This window comes from Sphingomonas changbaiensis NBRC 104936 (assembly GCF_000974765.1).
In the GTDB taxonomy this organism is placed as follows: Bacteria; Pseudomonadota; Alphaproteobacteria; order Sphingomonadales; family Sphingomonadaceae; genus Sphingomonas_B; species Sphingomonas_B changbaiensis.
The window spans coordinates 1-17639 of sequence record NZ_BBWU01000022.1 but is presented as its reverse complement, the minus strand read 5'-3'; the positions used below and the strand labels follow the sequence as shown (position 1 = coordinate 17639).

Sequence of the window (17639 nt, the reverse complement as noted above, 5' to 3'; positions counted from 1 at the left end):
CCCGTTCCGGGGAGGATTTCAGCCCATATGGGCGCGCTCGGCCAGCATCGCCAGCCCGCGCAAGGTCAGGTCGTGCTCGACGGCGTCGAAAACCTTGGTGTGCTGCTCGAACAGCACCGCGAGACCACCCGTCGCGATCACCTTCGCCGGGCGGCCGATCTCCGCCTTCATTCGCGCGACCAGCCCCTCGATCATCGCGATATAGCCCCAATAGATGCCGATGTTCATCTGATCGACGGTGTTGCGGCCGACCACAGAGTCGGTCGCCGGCGCCTCGATCGCGATGCGCGGCAGCTTGGCGGCGGCGCTGACCAGCGCGTCCAGCGACAGGTTGATCCCCGGCGCGATGATGCCGCCCTTGTAGGCGCCGCGATAATCGATCCAGTCGATCGTCGACGCGGTGCCGAAGTCGACAATGATCAGGTCGCCTTCATGCAGGGCGTGCGCGGCGATCGCGTTGACGGCGCGGTCGGCACCCAGATTCTGCGGCTCCTCGACGTCCAGGTCCATGCCCCATTCGACCGGTGCCCGTCCGGCGATCAGCGGCTCCGTGCCGAAATATTTGGTCGACAGCACTTCGAGATTGTGGAGCGCGCGCGGCACCACGGTCGAGATGATGACCTGATCGACCGCCGACCGTTCCAGCCCTTCCAGCGCGAGCAATTGCGTCAGCCAGACCGCATATTCATCGCCGGTCCGGCGCGGGTCCGTCGCGATCCGCCAGCGCGCGCGGACGTCCCCGCCTTCGAACAGCGCAAAGACGATATTGGTATTTCCTGCGTCGACCGCGAGCAGCATGATTGGCCCCTTCAGATCAGAAACACGTCGCCGGCATGGATCACTTGCACCTCGCCCGATGCCAGGCGCAAGCGCAGCGCGCCGTCGCCGTCCAGTCCGTCGAACAGGCCGTCCAGCGCATCCTGGTCCGGCAGGCGCACCGACAGCGCCGTGCCTGGCGTATGCGCGCGCTCCAGCCAGCGCCGCCGAACGGGCTCCAGCCCGGCGCGCCACTGCGCCAGCCAGCGCGCGAACGCCTCCGCCAGGTCGCGCAGGAACAGCTCCGGATCCGGCGCGCCGAGCCCCTGCGCCGCGACGCTCGTGACCGCACGATCCAGCCCCTCGGGGTGATGCGCGAGATTGACGCCGATGCCGACCACGACGCCATCCCCGCTCCGCTCGAGCAGGATGCCGGTCAGCTTGGCATCGCCGATCAGCAGGTCGTTCGGCCATTTGATGATCGGCTCGGCGCCATAGGCCCGCAGCACTTCGTCGAGAGCCACCGCCGCCACCATCGCCAGCGTCGCCGGGTTCGGATCGCCCGGGCGCAGCCGCACGATCGTGCTCGCGTACAAATTGCCCGGCGGCGAGGACCAGGCGCGGCCCTGCCGTCCCCTGCCCGCGGTCTGCTCGACCGCGCGCAGCCACAGCCCCTCGGCCGCTCCCGCAGCGGCGAGCGCCAGCATGTCGGCATTGGTGGAGGCTGTGGATGGGACGGTCCGAATGTCGATCATCTTCACCCCTCCCCTTCAGGGGAGGGGACGGGGGTGGGGCTTGTCGAAAAGCTCGGCGATTGAATGGACATTCCCCACCCCAACCCCTGCCCTGAAGGGGAGGGGCTCTAGAACAGCGCCTGCGCGGCGTTGGTGCTGAGGTCGGCCAGCAAGGGAATGAGGAAGTAGCCGAGCGGCGACACCGCCAGCGCCGTCACAGCGATCAGGCCGCCCTCGATCTTGTTCTCGACACGGTGATACGCAGGGGCCGGCTCGTCGAAATACATCGTCTTGACGATCATCAGGTAATAGAAGGCGCTGATCACCGATGCGGCGATGCCGATCGCGGCGAGCGGCCAGAGGCCCGCCTTCACCGCGGCGTCGAACACCACGAACTTGGCCCAGAAGCCGAGCAAAGGCGGCACGCCCGCCAGCGAGAACATGAACACGGCGAACGCCGCGGCCAGCGCCGGATGCGTGCGCGACAGGCCCGACAGGCTGGCGATCGTCTCGACATTGTTGCCTTCCGCGTCGCGCATCTGGAGCACGACAAGGAACGAGCCCAAGGTCATGACGATATAGATCGCCATGTAGGTCATCACCGAAGCGACGCCTTCGGGCCGGCCCGGCTGCACCGCGGCCAGACCGATCAGCGCGAAGCCGACATTGTTGATCGACGAATAGGCGAGCAGCCGCTTGATGTTCTTCTGCCCGATCGCCGCGACCGCGCCGAGCACGATCGAGGCCAGCGCCGAGAAGATCACGATCTGCCGCCAGGACTCATAAGCCGGGCCCATGGCTTCGACGGTCAGGCGGACCATCAGGCCCATCGCCGCGACCTTTGGGGCCGAGGCGAAGAAGCCCGTCACCGGCGTCGGCGCGCCTTCATACACGTCCGGCGTCCACATATGGAACGGCACGGCGCTGATCTTGAAGGCGATGCCGGCCATCGCGAAGACGATGCCGAACAGCAGTCCGGTCGACAGCGGGCCGGCGCCGATCGCGGCGGCGATGCCGCTGAACTGGGTGGTGCCGGTAAAGCCGTAGAGCAGCGCGATGCCGTAGAGCAGGATGCCGCTCGCAAGCGCACCCAGCACGAAATATTTGAGGCCCGCCTCGGCCGAACGCGCGTCGCGCCGCATGAAGCTCGCCAGCACATAGGCGGCCAGGCTCTGCAGCTCGAGGCCGACATAGAGCGTCAGCAGGTCGGTCGCCGACACCATCATGCCCATGCCCACGCCCGACAGCAGCAGCAGCACCGGATATTCGGCGCGAAGCTGGCCGCCGCGCCGCTCGAAGAAATCGGGCGCAAGGATCACCGACACCGCCGCGCCGCCATAGATCAGCGCCTTGGCAAAGGCCGAAAAGGCGTCGGCCTTGTAGAGGCCGCCGAAGCCGATGCCCGCCGGGAACAGCGACGCGATCAGCGCCGCGACGAACAGCAGCACCGCCGCCCAGCCGATCGGGCGCGTGGCCCTGTCCCCGGCATAGGCCGCGACCATCATCAGCACGATCGCGCCGATCGACAGGATCAGCTCGGGCAGAGTGATCAGAAGGTTCTGAGCGTAATCCATCAGTGCGCCGCCGCCTCGACCGGCAGTTTGACATTGGGTTTGCCGACCGCGAAGTCGGGGTCGAAGCGCGGCTTGGCGCGATCGACACGGGCGACGATCGTGCCGATGTCGTTGCGCATCGGCTTGAGGAAGCTTTCGGGATAGACGCCCATCCACAGCACCACCAGCGCGATCGCGCCGAGGCTGATCAGCTCGCGGGCATTGAGGTCCGGCATCGCCGCCGCGTCGGGCTTGTCCGACACGCCGAACGCCACCCGCCAATAAAGGTACAGCATATAGGCCGCGCCCAGGATGATGCCGGTCGTGCAGACCGCCGTCGCCCAGCTGCTCACCTGCCATGCGCCCATCAGCGACAGGAACTCGCCGACGAAACCGCTGGTGCCGGGCAGGCCGACCGAGGCCATCGTGAACAACATGAACAGCAGCGCATAGCGCGGCATGTTGTTCGACAGCCCGCCATAGCGCGCGATCTCACGCGTATGCAGCCGGTCGTAGATCACGCCGACGCACAGGAACAGCGCGCCCGAGACCAGGCCGTGGCTCAGCATCACCATCATCGAGCCTTCCAGGCCCTGACGGTTGAACGCGAACAGCCCGATCGTGACGATCGCCATGTGCGCGACCGACGAATAGGCGATCAGCTTCTTCATGTCGTTCTGCACCAGCGCGACCAGCGAGGTATAGACGACGGCAATGCCGGACAGCACCAGGATCACCCAGATCAGCGTCGACGACGCTTCCGGGAACATCGGCAGCGAGAAGCGGATGAAGCCGTAGCCGCCGAGCTTCAGCAGCACGCCGGCGAGGATCACCGAGCCTGCCGTCGGCGCCTCCACGTGTGCATCGGGCAGCCAGGTGTGGACCGGCCACATCGGCACCTTGACGGCGAAGCTCGCGAAGAAGGCGAGCCACAGCCAGTTTTGCGCTTCCACCGGGAAGTCGGTCTGCAGCAGCGTCGGAATATCCGTGGTGCCGGCGAAGTTCGACATCCACAGCATCGCGATCAGCATCAGCACCGATCCGAGCAGCGTGTAGAGGAAGAATTTGTAACTGGCGTAGATGCGCCGCGCACCGCCCCAGATGCCGATGATCAGGTACATCGGGATCAGGCCGGCTTCGAAGAAGATGTAGAACAGGAACAGGTCCTGCGCCGCGAACGTGCCGACCATCAGCACTTCGGTCAGCAGGAACGCGGCCATATATTCGGGCACGCGCTTCGTGATCGAGGTCCAGCTCGCCAGGATGCAGATCGGCATCAGGAACACGCTGAGCATGATCAGCAGCAGCGCGATGCCGTCGATGCCGAGTGCCCAGGCAAAGCGGCCGAATACGCCGACATGCTCCTGGAACTGCCATTGCGGCGCGCCCTGCGAGGAGTCGAACGTGGCCCAGAGCAGGATGCCGAGCGCCAGGTCGATCAGCGTCGCCGCCAGCGCCAGCCGGCGCGCGCCTTCGTCCTTCAGGTACAGGCACGCGATCGCCGCCGCGGTCGGCACCGCAAGCATGATCGACAGGATCGGAAAGCCGAGCTGGTTCATCCCGCGATCGCCCAGGTCGCGGCGCCGGCGAGGCCGATCAGCATGACGAACGCATAGGTGTAGACATAGCCCGACTGGAGCCGCGAGCTCACCCGGCTGGTCCCCGCGACCACCGCCGCGGCGCCATTCGGCCCGAAGCGGTCGATCGTTCCTTCGTCGCCGCGCTTCCACAGGAAGCGGCCGAGCGCGAAGGCGGGACGGACGAAGATCAGGTTATACAATTCGTCGAAATACCATTTGTTGAGCAGGAAAGCGTAGAGCCCGCGGAAGGTGCTGGTGAAGCGCGCCGGGACGGTCGTGTCCTTCAGATACGCGTACCAGGCGATCACCAGGCCGATGATCCAGGCAATCGTCGCCGACTGCTTCGCCCATTCCGGGATCGCATGCCGCGCGTGCATCAGATGCTCGTCGAAGAACAGGCTGCCCTTCCAGAACGCCATGCCGCGTTCCGGCGACAGAAAGACCTCGTCGAACAGGAAGCCGGCCAGCAGCGCGCCCAGCGACAACAGCACCAGCGGCACCAGCATCGACAAGGGGCTCTCGTGCGGGTGATAACCCGCCGTGCCGGTCGGTGCGTGCACCTCGTGATGAGCGCTGTCGCCATGTTCCGCGGACGGCGCGTCATGCTCGCCATGCACGGCGTGCTGGATGTGCTCGGACGCGGCCCAGCGCGGCTCGCCGAAGAAGGTCAGGAACACCAGCCGCCACGAATAGAAGCTGGTCAGCAGCGCGGCAAATACGCCGATCGCAAAGGCGATGCCGCCCACCTGCGTCCCGCTGGCAAAGGCGGATTCGATGATCGCGTCCTTCGAATAGAAGCCCGCGAACCCGAATACCCCGGCCACGCCGACGCCGGTGATCGCCAGCGTGCCGATCGTCATCGCCCAGAAGGTGACCGGGATCGATTTCCTCAAGCCCCCATAGAAGCGCATGTCCTGCTCGTGGTGCATCGAATGGATCACCGAGCCGGCGCCGAGGAACAGCAGCGCCTTGAAGAAGGCGTGGGTGAACAGGTGGAACATCGCCGCGCCGTACGCGCCGACGCCCGCTGCAAAGAACATGTATCCGAGCTGCGAGCAGGTCGAATAGGCGATCACCCGCTTGATGTCGGTCTGGGTCGTGCCGATCGTCGCCGCGAACAGCGCGGTGGCGGCGCCGACCAAAGTCACCACCGTCATCGCGGTGTGGCTGGTCTCGAACATCGGCGACAGGCGGCAGACCATGAACACGCCGGCGGTCACCATCGTCGCGGCGTGGATCAGCGCGGAAACCGGCGTCGGGCCTTCCATCGCGTCCGGAAGCCAGGTGTGCAGGCCCAGCTGCGCCGATTTGCCCATCGCGCCCAGGAACAGCAGCAGGCAGAGCAAGGTCATCGTGTCGACGCGGCCGCCGAGGAAGCCGACCGTCGAGCCCGCCATTCCCGGCGCGGCGGCCAGGATCGCCGGAATCGAGACCGTCCCGAACACCAGGAACGTCCCGAAAATGCCGAGCATGAAGCCGAAATCACCGACGCGGTTGACGACGAACGCCTTGATCGCGGCGGCATTGGCGGACGGCTTATAATACCAGAAGCCGATCAGCAGGTAGGACGCCAGGCCGACGCCTTCCCAGCCGAAGAACATCTGGACCAGGTTGTCCGCCGTCACCAGCATCAGCATCGCGAAGGTGAACAGCGACAGATAGGCAAAGAAGCGCGGCTGGCTGTCGTCCTCCGCCATATAGCCCCAGCTATACAGGTGGACGAGCGCGGAGACGCTGGTCACCACCACCAGCATCACCGCCGTCAGCGTATCGACGCGCAGCGCCCAGAGGACGTTGAAGTCGTCCGACTTGATCCACTGCAGCACCGGCTCGACATGCGCGACCTGCGCGCCCGACAGAAAGCCGAGGAAAATCGGCCAGCTGAGGGCGCACGACACGAACAGCGCGCCGGTCGTGATCGCCTTCGCAACAGTATTGCCGAGCGCACGATTGCCGAGCCCGGCAACGATCGCCGCCAGAAGCGGCAGGAAAACGATGGCCTGGATCATTTCTTAATCCTCCCCGGCACGGGGAGGTGGCACGCCGCAGGCGTGACGGAGGGGGCCCCCTCCACCACGCCGCTGCGCGTCGCGGTCCCCCTCCCCGTCCCGGGGAGGATTTGAAACTGAAGCCTCATCACCCCCTCAACCTGTCGACGTCGTCCACCGCGATGGTGCCGCGGTTGCGGAAATAGATGACGAGGATCGCGAGCCCGATCGCCGCCTCGCCGGCGGCCACGGTCAGCACGAACATCGCGAACACCTGCCCGACCAGGTCGTGCAGATAGGCGCTGAACGCGACCAGGTTGATGTTCACCGACAAGAGGATCAGCTCGATCGCCATCAGGATGACGATCACGTTTTTCCGGTTGAGGAAAATGCCGAGCACGCCCATCACGAACAGGATCGCGGACACGACCAGGTAGTGCTGGAGACCAATCATAGCTCCACCCCCACGCCGACCGGCTGATTGACGTTGCGCGTCGCATCCTGCGGCCGGCGCGCGATCTGGCGGCTTGCCTTCTGGGCGCGGTCGTCGCGGCGGGTGCGGTGCGTCAGCACGATTGCGCCGATCATCGCGACCAGCAGCACCAGGCCCGCCGCCTCGAAGATATAGAGATAGCGCGTGTAGAGCAGCGCCCCGATCGCCTGCACGTTGGAAACGGTCGCGGGCGTGGGTGCCATGCGGCTGTTCAGGTCGATCGGGCCGGCACTGTGCACCGCGATCGCGATCACGATCTCGGCGGCCAGCGCGACGGCCAGCACGGAGCCGACGCCCAGATATTTGGTGAAGCCGGCGCGCAGCTCGGCAAAGTCGATGTCGAGCATCATCACCACGAACAGGAACAGCACCGCAACGGCGCCGACATAGACGATCACCAGCAGCATCGCGATGAACTCGGCACCCAGCAGCAGCATCAGCCCGGCCGCGTTGAAGAAGGCCAGGATCAGCCACAGCACCGAATGCACAGGGTTGCGCGCGGTGATCGTCAGCCCGGCCGAAAGGATCATCAGCCCGGCAAACAGGTAAAAGGCGAAGGCTTGGATCATCTTGCTCCTCCCCGGAACGGGGAGGGGGACCGCTCGCGAAGCGAGTGGTGGAGGGGTCGGCTCGACACAGGGCTCGCTAGCGCTCGCGACCCCACCACCAAGCCGCTGCGCGTCTTGGTCCCCCTCCCCGTTCCGGGGAGGAGCATGAACCGTGAATCAAACATGGCCAGCGCGCTTAACGGTAGGGCGCATCGGCGGCAAGGTTGCCGGCGATCGCGCGTTCCCAACGGTCACCGTTCGCGAGCAGCTTCTCCTTGGTGTAGATCAGCTCCTCGCGGCTCTCGGTCGAGAACTCCAGGTTCGGCCCCTCGACGATCGCATCGACCGGGCAGGCTTCCTGGCACAGGCCGCAATAGATGCACTTCACCATGTCGATGTCGTAGCGGGTCGTGCGGCGGCTGCCGTCCTCGCGCGGCTCCGATTCGATCGTGATCGCCAGCGCCGGACACACCGCCTCGCACAGCTTGCACGCGATGCAGCGCTCTTCCCCGTTCGGATAGCGGCGCAGCGCGTGCTCGCCGCGGAAGCGGGGCGAGAGCGGATTGCGCTCATAGGGGTAATTGATCGTCGCCTTGGGCTTGAAGAAATACTTCAAGGTCAGCCAGTGCGCCTTCAGGAATTCCCAAAGGGTGAAGGCTTTGACGTATTGGGCGAGGCTCATGCGTGGCCTCCATAGCGGGTGAGCATCAGGAATCCGGACACGATGAAAATCCAGAACAGCGACAGCGGCAGGAAGATTTTCCACCCCAACCGCATCAGCTGGTCGTAGCGATAGCGCGGGACCGTCGCCTTCACCCAGCTGAACACGAAAAAGAAGAAGAATATCTTGGCGAAGAGCCAGAGGATGCCCGGCACGGCATAGAGCGGCGCCCAGTCGATCGGGGGCAGCCAGCCGCCCCAGAACAGCACCGCGTTCAGCGCGCACATCAGCAGCACGTTCGCGTATTCGCCGAGCCAGAACAGCGCGAACGCCATCGACGAATATTCGGTCTGATAGCCGGCGACGAGCTCGCTTTCAGCCTCGGTCAGGTCGAACGGCGTGCGCGCCGTTTCCGCCATCGAGGAGATCAGGAACACCACCCACATCGGGAACAGCAGCGGGTTGAAGCCGAAGCCGTTGATAAAGCCGTACAGCCCGCGCTGCGCATCGATGATGCCCTGCAGGTTGAACGTCCCCGCCCACAGCACGACCGAGATCAGCACGAAGCCGATCGAGACTTCGTAGGAGACCATCTGCGCCGCCGCGCGGAGCGCCGAGTAGAACGGATATTTCGAGTTGGACGACCAGCCGGCGATGATCACGCCGTAGACGCCCAGCGACGAGACCGCGAGGATGTAGAGCAGCCCGACATTGATGTTAGCGAGCACCATGTCCGGCCCGAACGGGATCACCGCCCAGGAAATCAGCGCGACCGTGAAGGTGATGATCGGCGCCATCAGGAACAGGCCACGGTTCGCCGCGGTCGGGATGATCGTTTCCTGCAGGAACACCTTCAACCCGTCGGCAAAGCTCTGCAGCAGCCCGAACGGCCCGACCACGTTGGGCCCGCGCCGCAGCGCCATCGCCGCCCAGATCTTGCGGTCCGCATAGATGATCATCGCGACGGCCAGCATCAGCGGCAGCGCGATCAGCAGGATGCCGATCAACGTGGCGACAAACCAGCCGGCTTCATAGCCGAGGTAGGAAGCGAAGAAGTCGGTCATTGCACCGAAGACCCAAAACCGGTTTGGGCTGAGCTTGTCGAAGCCCTCCCTTTTCTGTTCACCGCAGCAAGAAGGGAGCCCTTCGACAAGCTCAGGGCAAACCGAGTGGGTTGAAACGCCGAGCTCACTCCGCCGCCTCCGCGAATTCCTGGCCGTGGGTGATCTCGGCGGAGCAGCGCTGCATCGTGGGGCTTGCGCGGCAGATCGCGTTGGTCAGGTAGAAGTCGCTGATCGGATAGCCGACCGGACCCGAGGCCTTGGCCGGGAGCTTCGGCAGCGTCCATTCGAACGGCGCGATTGCGCCGTCCAGGCCCAGCGCCGGGACTTCGGCGATCATAGCGGCGCGCAGCTGTTCGAGCGTGTCGAACGGCAGCGCCTTGCCCAGAACGTCCGAGAGCGCACGAAAAATCTTCCAGTCCTCGCGCGCCTCGCCCGGCGCGAACACGGCCGCCTGCGCGACCTGCACCCGGCCTTCCAGGTTCACGAACGTGCCGCTCTTTTCCACATAGGACGCCGCCGGCAGGATCACGTCGGCGTGGTGCGCGCCCTTGTCGCCATGATGGCCGACATAGACCTTGAAGCTGTCCGCGAATTTGGAAAAATCGACCTCATCGGCGCCCAGGAAGAAGGTCAGCTTCGGGTTGGCTGCCAGAATGTCGGCGATGCCGCCTTTCTGCGCATAGCCGAGCATCACCCCGCCCATCCGGCTCGCCGCCATATGCAGCACGTTGAAGCCGTTCCACCCCTCACGCACGAGATTCAGCGATTTGACCAGCGCCAGCGCGGCGCCGAGCGCGCCCGCCTTCAGCGCGCCGCCGCCGACGATCACCGCCGGCCGCTCCGCCGCGCCGAACGCATCCGCCGCGGCCTGCGGCAGCTTGCCGAGCAGGCCCAGATCGTTCCCGAGCCATTCGACCTTGTAGGTCAGATCGACTTCGGGCCCGATCGCGAACACCTTCGCGCCGCGCCGCACCGCCTTGCGGATGCGCGTGTTGACCAAAGGCGCTTCCAGCCGGACGTTTGTGCCGACCAGCAGGATCGCGTCCGCATCCTCGATCCCGGCGATCGTCGTGTTGAAATTGATCGCGGCGAGGCTGGAGCAGTCATAGTCCATGCCGGTCTGCCGGCCTTCCAGCAGCTCCGATCCGAACGACCGCAGCAGCGCCTTCGCCGCATACATCGTCTCGCAATCAACCAGGTCGCCCGCGATCGCCGCCATCGGCCCATCGGCGTGGTTCGCGATTTCGGCGAACGCCTCTTCCCAGCTCGCCGGCTGCAGCCTGCCGCCACGCCGCACGAACACGCGGTCGAGACGCCGGCGGACCATGCCGTCGATCGCGTGGCGCGATTTGTCCGACAGCCACTCCTCGTTCACGTCCTCGTTGATCCGCGGCAGCACGCGCATCACCTGCCGCCCGCGGCTGTCGAGGCGGACGTTGCTGCCCACCGCATCATGCACATCGATCGAGGGCGTCTTCTTCAGCTCCCACGGCCGCGCCTCGAAGCTGTAGGGCTTCTGCAGCAGCGCGCCGACCGGGCAGAGATCGGCGACGTTTCCGGACAGCTCGCTGGTCAGCGTCTTTTCCAGGTACGTCGTGATCTGCATGTTCTCGCCGCGGCCGATCGCGCCGATTTCCTCGACGCCGGCGACCTGCTCGGCAAAGCGCACGCAGCGCGTGCACTGGATGCACCGATTCATCGAGGTCTTGATGATCGGGCCCATATATTTGTCGGTGACGGCGCGCTTGTTCTCGTCGAACCGGCTCCAGCCGCGACCATAGGCCATCGCCTGGTCCTGCAGGTCGCACTCGCCGCCCTGATCGCAGATCGGGCAATCGAGCGGGTGGTTGATCAGCAGGAACTCCATCACGCCTTCGCGCGCCTTCTTGACCATCAGGCTGTCGGTGCGGACCTCCTGATTGTCGGCGGCGGGCAGCGCGCAGCTGGCCTGGGGCTTGGGCGGCCCCGGCTTCACTTCGACCAGGCACATGCGGCAATTGCCGGCGATCGCCAGGCGCTCGTGATAGCAGAAGCGGGGAATCTCCTTGCCTGCGGCCTCGCAGGCCTGAAGGACGGTCGCGCCCTGGGGGACTTCGACCTCGATCCCGTCGACGGTGAGTTTAGGCATACGAAACTAGGCTCCGGGGCGAGCCTCTAGACGCCGGGAGGGGCGCGACGCAAGGGATGCGGCGCTTAATTCAGCCAATCAAATCCGTTCGCTTCGAGCGCAGTCGAGAAGCCGTTTCTCGACAAGCTCGAAACGAACGGCTGAAGCTCTCTACCGAATCCCCTCGGGCCGGAACGCCGGCCCCGCATAGGTCATGTCGCCGGACCAATAACGCTGGGACACGTGATAGGCCGCCTGCACGATCGCGCTGCGCAGCTCGGTGCGTCCATACGCCACCCTGTTCGCGCCCTGGCAGGCCGAAAGCCATGGGCCGAGCAGCTCGAACACCTTCATCTCCTGGCCCGACCCGGCCTCGGCCTTGATCAGCCGCTCGGTGTCGTTGGGATTGCTGCGCGCGACGCAATCGGCGGTCAGGAACAGGGTCTTGGCCGGATCCTCGGCCCCCATCGTGTCCTTTTCGACCGGCAGGTCGAATTTGGCGAGATCGACGATCGCGCGCTGCGGCTGCACGCCATATTCGACGAAATCGCGCTTGAAGAGCTCCTCAGCGATGCCGCCGCGAAGCGCGCTGACGGTGACGCCGGAGTTGGCCGCCGTCCGGCAGCTCGCCGCGCTGCCAAGCGAGACCGCCGACCAGTCGACCTGCTCCCCGCTCAGCGGCAGCGCTTTCAGCATCGAGATCGCGGCACCGCGATCGGCCTTGACGATGCACTTGCCGATCTGCTCCCCGATTGCACCCGGGCTCGCACTGTCAGCGAGCGCCGGCGTCGCAAACGCGGCGGCGGAGATCGCGATGGCTGCGGTCAGAAGCTTCCCCATATCACCCTCCTCACGCGGCGCGCCCGGCGCCCGATGCGCCGCATCATGCGCGCCTCGCCTGCGCTTGAAAAGAGGAAGTCGGTGCGTCGCCGCCCACCTTGTTTGCCTGGAGCACGGGCAGACCGGCGGGCCTTCAATCACGATGCTGCCAATGTGAGGCTAAGCGTCTATTTCGCTTCGCTCGTTGACGTCGAAGTTGCGACGGCGAGTGGCTCGACGCCCCGGTAAAGAACCTCGGCAAGCACTGCTTCGATGGCCTGCTTGCCCATGCGGATCGTCGTTCCTTGCGATACGCACGCGTTGAAGGCGGCTCCGGCCTTTGCAAAGGCGGCGTCCTGTAAATCGCTGCCGGTCGGAGCGAGCACGATCGCCCGCGCCGCGCCACTGTCGATCGAGACGACGCATTGGCCAAACGATAGCCACGGCAAATGCTCGCCATCTATGGAGTCTTGGGTCTGCGCCACATCCAGGCTTATTTTCGGAGCGACGGGGCCCCAGTGCTTCTGGTGCGCTTGGGCATCCGCGCGCCGGCGATAGAGTTCTACGAACAGAGGTCCGCGCATCGCATCGGTTTTGAAGCGCATCATCCCGCTGTCCAGGCATTCGTCTGTGGAGAGCGCGCCAACGGCCTTGTCGAAATCGCGCTGCGACGATGCCGTCACGGCGCGAGCGACGGCTTTCGGTTCGCGATCGACCACGCATCGAGCGAACTCGGACATGACCTGTCGACTGATCCTGATCGTGTCCGATGCCGTATTTTCAGGAATGCGCGCGCGTCTCGGGATGAGAATGTGCGATCCGGTCTGAGCTTCGACGGCAGGCTGTGCCGCCGCCGGAGCGCAGACAGCGGCCACGGCAACGGCTCCGGCGAGGAGCCGCAGTTTCATTCCCCCCGTTCGCATTCCCTACTCCGCTGCTTGCGCGAAGCTCAGCTCACCCCGCCGCTCGACGATACGGCGTTCCAGCTCCGGGCGGAAGTGCCTGATAAGGCCCTGGATCGGCCAGGCGGCGGCGTCGCCCAGCGCGCAGATGGTGTGGCCCTCGACCTGCTTGGTGACTTCCTCCAGCGTGTCGATTTCCTCGATCTCCGCCTCTCCGGTGCGTAGCCGCTCCATCACGCGCCACATCCAGCCGGTGCCTTCACGGCACGGCGTGCACTGGCCGCAGCTTTCGTGCTTGTAGAAATAGCTGAGGCGGGAAATCGCGCGGACCACGTCGGTGGACTTGTCCATCACGATCACGGCGGCGGTGCCGAGGCCGGATTTCAGATCCTTCAGGGCGTCGAAGTCCATCGGGCAGTCGATGATCTGCGCAGCCGGCACCAGCGGTACCGACGAGCCGCCGGGGATCACCGCCAGCAGATTGTCCCAGCCGCCACGGATGCCGCCGCAATGCTTGTCGATCAGCTCGCGGAACGGGATGCTCATCGCTTCCTCGACCACGCACGGCTTGTTCACATGGCCGCTGATCTGGAACAGCTTGGTGCCTTCGTTCTTCGGCCGGCCGATGCTGGCGAACCAGGCCGGCCCGCGCCGCAGGATCGTCGGCACCACTGCGATCGATTCGACATTGTTGACGGTCGTCGGGCAGCCATAAAGGCCCGCGCCGGCCGGGAACGGCGGCTTCAGGCGCGGCTGGCCCTTATGCCCTTCCAGGCTCTCCAGCATCGCCGTCTCTTCGCCGCAGATATAGGCACCGGCGCCGCGGTGGACGAACACGTCGAAGTCGTAGCCCGAACCGCAGGCATTCTTGCCCAGGAAGCCCTTGTCGTAGGCCTCGCGCACTGCCGCGAACAGCACCTGCGCCTCGCGGATATATTCGCCGCGAATGTAGATGTACGCCGCCCGCGCGCGCATCGCGAAGCCGGCGATCAGCGCGCCTTCGATCAGCTTGTGCGGATCGTGGCGGATGATCTCGCGGTCCTTGCATGAGCCGGGCTCGGATTCATCCGCGTTGATGACGAGGAAGTTCGGCTTCCCCGGCTTCGGCTCCTTGGGCATGAAGCTCCACTTCATGCCCGTCGGGAAGCCCGCGCCGCCGCGCCCGCGCAGGCCCGAGGCCTTCACGTCGTCGATGATCGCGTCCTGCCCGCGCGCCATCAGCGCCTTGGTGTCGTCCCAATCCCCGCGCGCCATCGCGGCATCGATGTGCCACGACTGATAGCCGTACAGGTTGGTGAAGATGCGGTCCTTGTCAGCGAGCATCTTAGCTCCTCCCCACTCGTGGGGAGGTGGCAGCCGCAGCGCGGCTGACGGAGGGGGGCATCCGCCGGGCAGAGCATGGGCGGACGCCCCCCTCCACCGCTTCGCGGTCCCCCTCCCCGTAAACGGGGAGGATTTGAAGACTAAGCACCGCGCTCATGCCCATTCCCCGCGGTAATCGTGGTTTTCGTCGACCATCGCCTGGAGCGTGGTCGGCCCGCCCTCGGGCACGCTCGCGCGGCGGCCGATCGTGGAGCCGGGCTCCGGCGTCTCGCCCTTCGCCAGCGCGTCGATCACCGCGAGCGTGCGGTCGTAGTCGAGGTCTTCGTAATTATCGTCGTTGACCTGCACCATCGGCGCGTTCGCGCAGACGCCCAGGCATTCGACTTCCGACAGCGTGAACAGCCCGTCAGCCGTGACCGTGCCCTTCTTCAGCCCACGATCATGGCAGGCTCGGAACACGTCGTCGGAGCCGCGGAGCTGGCACGGCGTCGTCCCGCACACCTGCACGTGATAACGGCCGACCGGCGCCAGATTGTACATGGTGTAGAAGGTCGCGACTTCATAGGCCCGGATGAACGGCATATCGAGCGCGCGGGCGACAAACTCGATCACCGGAATCGGCAGCCACCCTTGCGTGTTCGTCTCGACGCCCACCTGGCGCTGAGCGAGATCGAGCAGCGGCATCACCGCCGACATCTGCCGCCCCGGCGGATAGCGGCCGATGATCTCCTTCGCCGCGTCGGCGTTCTCCGCCGTCCACGCGAACTGGCCCCAGCGCGCGCGCGTCTCGGCCTCATCGGGAATTTGAACTGCGTCAGCCATCAGCGGTCACATTCACCAAAAACAATATCGATCGCGCCCAGGATCGCGGTCACGTCGGCAAGCATGTGGCCCTTGGTCATAAAGTCCATCGCCTGGAGGTGGCTGAACGCGGTCGGGCGGATCTTGCAGCGCCACGGCTTGTTGGTGCCGTCGGAGACCAGGTACACGCCGAACTCCCCCTTGGGGCTTTCGGTCGCGACATAGACTTCGCCCGCCGGCACATGGAAGCCTTCGGTGTACAGCTTGAAGTGGTGGATCAGCGCTTCCATCGATCGCTTCATCTCGCCGCGCTTGGGCGGCACCACCTTGCGGTCGAGGCTGGCGATCGGCCCGGCCGGCATCTCATTCAGGCACTGCCTGATGATCCGCGCGGACTGGCGGACTTCCTCAACGCGCACCATGAACCGGTCATAGCAGTCGCCGCGCGTGCCGACCGGCACGTCGAACTCCATCCGGTCATAGACGTCATAGGGCTGCGCCTTGCGCAAATCCCACGGGATGCCCGCGCCGCGGATCATCGGGCCGGAAAAGCCCCAGCGGATCGCGTCTTCCTTCGACACGGTCGCGATATCGACGTTGCGCTGCTTGAAGATGCGGTTGTCGGCCACGAGCGAGATCGCGTCCTCGAACAGCCGCGGCAGCCGCGTCTCGACCCAGGTGCCGATGCCGTCCAGCAGCGCCACCGGGGCATCCTGGTGGACGCCGCCCGGCCGGAACCAGGCCGCGTGCATCCGCGCGCCGGAGACCCGCTCGTAGAATTGCATCAGGTCTTCGCGCAGCTCGAACAGCCACAGGTTCGGCGTCATCGCGCCGACGTCCATGATGTGGCTGCCAAGGTTCAGCGTGTGGTTCATGATCCGCGTCAGCTCGGCGAACAGCACGCGGAGATATTGGGCCCGAAGCGGCACTTCGAGATCGAGCAGCTTTTCGACCGCGAGCACGTAGGAGTGCTCCTGGCTCATCGGCGATGCGTAATCGAGCCGGTCGAAATAGGGCAGCGCCTGCAGATAGGTCTTGTTCTCGATCAGCTTTTCGGTGCCGCGGTGGAGGAGCCCCACATGCGGATCGACGCGCTCGACGATCTCGCCGTCCAGCTCCAGCACCATGCGCAGCACGCCGTGCGCCGCCGGATGCTGCGGGCCGAAATTGATCGTGTAATTCTGGATGTCGACGTCGCCGGGCGTTTCCGGCTGCGCAGGCTCGCGCGCGTTGATCAGGTCGAGGGCGTCAGACATAAAGCACCGTCGTCACCCCGGCGAAAGCCGGGGCCCAGTTCACTTGATCTTTCTTCCTTCGCGTCTTCGCGGCTTCGCGCGAACCCCAGTTTTTCTTTGTCTCACGCGAAGACGCGAAGACGCGAAGAAGCGGGATTCCCGCGTTCGCAGGAGCAACGGGGGAGAGATTACCCATTCTTCCCCTCCTTCTTCTTCGTGGTCCGGGCCGGCTTGGGCTCGCCGGTCTCGGGCTTGTTCGCCTCGGCGGGCGGTTCGGCCGGCTTGCCGTCGGCCTGCACCGGCTTCTCGCCCGGCTGGTTGCCCGGATGCGCCTGGCCGGCGCCGGTCTGGCCCGGCGTCTCGGTGGTCTTGGCCTGTTCGAGCGGCGGCTTTGCCGTCACGGTCACCGTCCCCGCCTTCGCGATCTGGTCGGCGGTGAGCGGCGTCGGCGCGCCCTTGGCTTCGGGCGAGGCCTTTTCGTCGCCCGGCAGCACGTAATCCGCGCCTTCCCAGGGCGAGGTGAAGTCGAAGCCGCGGAAATCCTGGTCGAGCGTCACCGGCTCGTAGATCACGCGCTTCTGCTCTTCCGAATAGCGCATCTGGACATAGCCGGTCAGCGGGAAGTCCTTGCGCTGCGGATGCCCCTTGAAGCCATAGTCCGTCAGGATGCGCCGAAGGTCCTGGTTGCCGTCGAACAGCACGCCGTACATGTCGTAGACTTCGCGCTCGGGCCAGCCCGCGACCGGCCACAGCCCGGTGACGCTCGGCACGGGCGTGTCCTCGTCGGTCGAGATCTTGACGCGGATGCGATGGTTCTTGGTCAGCGACAGCAGGTGATAGACCACTTCGAACCGCTCGGACCGCGCCGGGTAATCGACGCCGGCGATGTCCATCAGCTGCTGGTAATCGAACTGGTCGCGCAGCGTGCGGAGCACGTCGACAATCGCCGCGCGCTCGACCGTGAACGTCACCTCATAGACGCGCTCGACGGCCTCGATCAGCGCATCGCCCAGCGCCGGCACGATCGCCGCGATCACGCCTTCGTTGGAGGCCTGGCGGGGAGCGGGGCTCAACA

General features: G+C 65.6%; 17 protein-coding genes. All 17 read right to left on the bottom strand.

All coding sequences use genetic code 11. The features are described from left to right. Window positions 1–18 precede the first annotated feature (18 nt). Window positions 19–798 (bottom strand): type III pantothenate kinase, encoded by a 780-nt coding sequence (locus SCH01S_RS05595; protein ID WP_046347805.1) that lies wholly within the window; start codon window positions 796–798, stop codon window positions 19–21. A gap of 11 nt (window positions 799–809) precedes the next feature. Next, window positions 810–1511 carry a biotin--[acetyl-CoA-carboxylase] ligase gene (locus tag SCH01S_RS05590; RefSeq protein WP_084689407.1) on the bottom strand — a complete coding sequence of 234 codons (702 nt, stop codon included), beginning with the start codon at window positions 1509–1511 and terminating at the stop codon, window positions 810–812. A 107-nt stretch (window positions 1512–1618) separates the two neighbouring features. Further along, window positions 1619–3064: an NADH-quinone oxidoreductase subunit NuoN gene (gene nuoN, locus SCH01S_RS05585; protein ID WP_046347804.1), complete on the bottom strand. Its 1446-nt coding sequence runs from the start codon at window positions 3062–3064 to the stop codon at window positions 1619–1621. Next, window positions 3064–4602, bottom strand: a complete 1539-nt coding sequence (locus tag SCH01S_RS05580) for an NADH-quinone oxidoreductase subunit M (RefSeq protein WP_046347803.1) — start codon at window positions 4600–4602, stop codon at window positions 3064–3066. The genes nuoN and SCH01S_RS05580 overlap by 1 nt, the downstream gene beginning before the upstream one ends. Beyond that, window positions 4599–6632, bottom strand: coding sequence for an NADH-quinone oxidoreductase subunit L (gene nuoL / locus SCH01S_RS05575; RefSeq protein WP_046347802.1), 2034 nt, complete (start codon window positions 6630–6632; stop codon window positions 4599–4601). The genes SCH01S_RS05580 and nuoL overlap by 4 nt, the downstream gene beginning before the upstream one ends. A 127-nt stretch (window positions 6633–6759) precedes the next feature. Further along, window positions 6760–7065, bottom strand: coding sequence for an NADH-quinone oxidoreductase subunit NuoK (gene nuoK, locus SCH01S_RS05570; protein WP_046347801.1), 306 nt, complete (start codon window positions 7063–7065; stop codon window positions 6760–6762). Next, window positions 7062–7673 (bottom strand): NADH-quinone oxidoreductase subunit J, encoded by a 612-nt coding sequence (locus SCH01S_RS05565; protein ID WP_046347800.1) that lies wholly within the window; start codon window positions 7671–7673, stop codon window positions 7062–7064. The genes nuoK and SCH01S_RS05565 overlap by 4 nt, the downstream gene beginning before the upstream one ends. A 175-nt stretch (window positions 7674–7848) precedes the next feature. Next, entirely contained in the window at window positions 7849–8334 is a 486-nt protein-coding gene (nuoI, locus tag SCH01S_RS05560) for an NADH-quinone oxidoreductase subunit NuoI (protein ID WP_046347799.1), read from the bottom strand. After that, window positions 8331–9377 carry an NADH-quinone oxidoreductase subunit NuoH gene (gene nuoH / locus SCH01S_RS05555; RefSeq protein ID WP_046347798.1) on the bottom strand — a complete coding sequence of 349 codons (1047 nt, stop codon included), beginning with the start codon at window positions 9375–9377 and terminating at the stop codon, window positions 8331–8333. Before nuoH ends, nuoI begins: the two co-directional genes overlap by 4 nt. Before the next feature lie 124 nt (window positions 9378–9501). Then, window positions 9502–11505, bottom strand: coding sequence for an NADH-quinone oxidoreductase subunit NuoG (nuoG, locus tag SCH01S_RS05550; RefSeq protein ID WP_046347797.1), 2004 nt, complete (start codon window positions 11503–11505; stop codon window positions 9502–9504). Between the two features lie 150 nt (window positions 11506–11655). Then, window positions 11656–12324 carry a hypothetical protein gene (locus SCH01S_RS05545; protein WP_046347796.1) on the bottom strand — a complete coding sequence of 223 codons (669 nt, stop codon included), beginning with the start codon at window positions 12322–12324 and terminating at the stop codon, window positions 11656–11658. 167 nt (window positions 12325–12491) lie between these two features. Then, a complete protein-coding gene (locus SCH01S_RS05540) occupies window positions 12492–13211 on the bottom strand; it encodes a hypothetical protein (protein ID WP_157032819.1) in 720 nt (239 codons plus the stop codon). A gap of 18 nt (window positions 13212–13229) precedes the next feature. Continuing rightward, a complete protein-coding gene (nuoF, locus tag SCH01S_RS05535; protein WP_046347794.1) occupies window positions 13230–14528 on the bottom strand; it encodes an NADH-quinone oxidoreductase subunit NuoF in 1299 nt (432 codons plus the stop codon). A gap of 153 nt (window positions 14529–14681) precedes the next feature. Further along, the gene (locus SCH01S_RS05530; RefSeq protein WP_046347793.1) at window positions 14682–15350 is read right to left on the bottom strand and encodes a complex I 24 kDa subunit family protein; all 669 of its coding nucleotides are present in this window, start codon (window positions 15348–15350) and stop codon (window positions 14682–14684) included. Then, complete coding sequence (locus SCH01S_RS05525) at window positions 15350–16585, bottom strand: NADH-quinone oxidoreductase subunit D (protein ID WP_046347792.1); 1236 nt, start codon at window positions 16583–16585, stop codon at window positions 15350–15352. The genes SCH01S_RS05530 and SCH01S_RS05525 overlap by 1 nt, the downstream gene beginning before the upstream one ends. Continuing rightward, window positions 16578–16760, bottom strand: coding sequence for a hypothetical protein (locus SCH01S_RS16345; RefSeq protein ID WP_157032818.1), 183 nt, complete (start codon window positions 16758–16760; stop codon window positions 16578–16580). The genes SCH01S_RS05525 and SCH01S_RS16345 overlap by 8 nt, the downstream gene beginning before the upstream one ends. Next, window positions 16753–17637: an NADH-quinone oxidoreductase subunit C gene (locus tag SCH01S_RS05520; protein ID WP_046347791.1), complete on the bottom strand. Its 885-nt coding sequence runs from the start codon at window positions 17635–17637 to the stop codon at window positions 16753–16755. The genes SCH01S_RS16345 and SCH01S_RS05520 overlap by 8 nt, the downstream gene beginning before the upstream one ends. Window positions 17638–17639: the final 2 nt, after the last annotated feature.